This window comes from Azospirillum sp. UFLA03-27 (genome assembly GCF_059803775.1).
Genome location: NZ_JAUQTX010000470.1, coordinates 1 through 1,898, shown reverse-complemented (window position 1 = coordinate 1,898; position 1,898 = coordinate 1). Strand labels below are relative to the sequence as shown.

Sequence of the window (1,898 nt, the reverse complement as noted above, 5' to 3'; positions counted from 1 at the left end):
GTTATAGTCTCGTGGGCTCGGAGATGTGTATAAGAGACAGGATCCTCCCCGATCACCAGGATGACCAGCCCGGACAGGACGAGGGCGGCCAGCAGGTTCAGCAGCGGCAGAAGCGCGTAGCCGACCCAGCCGGGAACCTCGCCCGGCCGGCCGAAGCCCCGGCCCGTCACCCCCTGCGCCGCGTCCTGCGCCATCCCGGCTCCATCCGTGGTCACGCCCGTTCACAAGCCGGACGGCTCGAACGTCCCTGCCCACAGGAAAGTGCCCCGCGCACGGGGCCAGCGCAAGCGGGAGCGTTCGGGGTCAACCTTACGCTGCCTCCGCCGCCCCGGCCATCATCAGGCCGAGACGCCGCTCGTCCGCCTCGTCCGGGGCGACCTCGCCCACCAAATGGCCGTCGAACATCACCAGGATGCGGTCGGACAGGGCGCGAATCTCGTCCAGCTCCACCGACACCAGCAGAATCGCCTTGCCCTGGTCGCGCAGCGCCACCAGACGGCGGTGGATGAACTCGATGGCGCCGATGTCCACGCCGCGGGTGGGCTGGCCGACCAGCAGCAGGTCAGGGTTCCGTTCCATTTCGCGGGCCAGCACGATCTTCTGCTGGTTGCCGCCGGAGAAGTTGGCGGCGGGCAGGCGCGGGTCGCGCGGACGCACGTCGTAGGCGTCCATCTCCGCCGCGCAGCGGTCGAACAAAGCGCGGCGGTCCATCAGGAGCCGCCCGTTGAAGGCCGGATCGCCCTGATGGCCGAGGATCGCGCACTCCTGCGCCTCGAAACCGGTGACGAGGCCGACCCGCTGCCGATCCTCCGGCACATGGCCGACGCCGAGCGCCCGCAGCCCCCGCGCGGTGAAGCGGTCGGGCTTGTCGGCCAGTTCCACCCCGCGCAGGCGGACGGAGCCGCCCGCCGGCGGGCGCATGCCGGCCAGCGCCTCCAGCAGTTCGGACTGGCCGTTGCCGGAGACACCGGCGATGCCGACGATCTCCCCGGCGCGCACGGTCAGGCCGACACCCTTCACCCGCTCCACCCCGGCGCCGTCGCGCACGCGCAGGCCGGAGACCTCCAGCACCGCCGAGCCGGGCGTGGCCGGCGCCTTCTCCACCCGCAGCAGCACCTTGCGCCCGACCATCAGCTCCGCCAACGCCTCGCGGCTGGTGTCGGCGGTGGCGACGTTCGCCACCACCTGCCCGCGGCGCATGACCGTCACGTTGTCGGTCAGCTCCATGATCTCGCGCAGCTTGTGGGTGATGATGACGACCGTCTTCCCCTGCTCGCGCAGCGCGCGGAGGATGCGGAAGAGGTGGTCGGTCTCCTGCGGGGTGAGGACGCCGGTCGGCTCGTCGAGGATCAGGATGTCGGCGCCGCGGTAGAGCGCCTTCAGGATTTCCACCCGCTGCTGCGCCCCCACCGGCAGCTCGCCGACCGGGCGGTCGAGGTCCACCTCCAGCCCGTAGTCACGGGCGAGCCGGGTCAACTCCGTCCGGGCCCGCGCCATCCCGGCGGCCAGGGTGACGCCGCCCTCCGCCCCCAGTAGGACATTCTCCAGCACGGTGAAGGGATCGACGAGCATGAAATGCTGGTGGACCATGCCGATCCCGGCGGCCAGAGCGTCGCGCGGGCTGCGCACCGCCACCGGGCGGCCGTCCACCAGGATCGTACCCCCGTCGGCGGGAAGATAGCCGTAGACGATGCTCATGATCGTCGATTTGCCGGCGCCGTTTTCGCCGATCACGCCGTGGATGGTGCCCTTCGGCACGGCCAGCGACACGTCGCGGTTGGCATGGTTTGCGCCGAACCACTTGTTGACGCCGCGGGTTTCCAGGGCGGGAGGGTGTTGGGGCATGGGGTGTCTTTTATGAAGAGGTTCTTGCCCCCACCCCTGTCTCTTATACACAT

General features: G+C 70.3%; 1 protein-coding gene and 1 pseudogene. Both read right to left on the bottom strand.

What is annotated here, in order from left to right; translation table 11 throughout:
- Positions 1–215 (bottom strand): annotated as a pseudogene (locus Q4I23_RS32440) (hypothetical protein); the annotation flags it as partial.
- A gap of 94 nt (positions 216–309) precedes the next feature.
- A complete protein-coding gene (locus Q4I23_RS32435; protein WP_498528968.1) occupies positions 310–1,845 on the bottom strand; it encodes an ABC transporter ATP-binding protein in 1,536 nt (511 codons plus the stop codon).
- Positions 1,846–1,898: the final 53 nt, after the last annotated feature.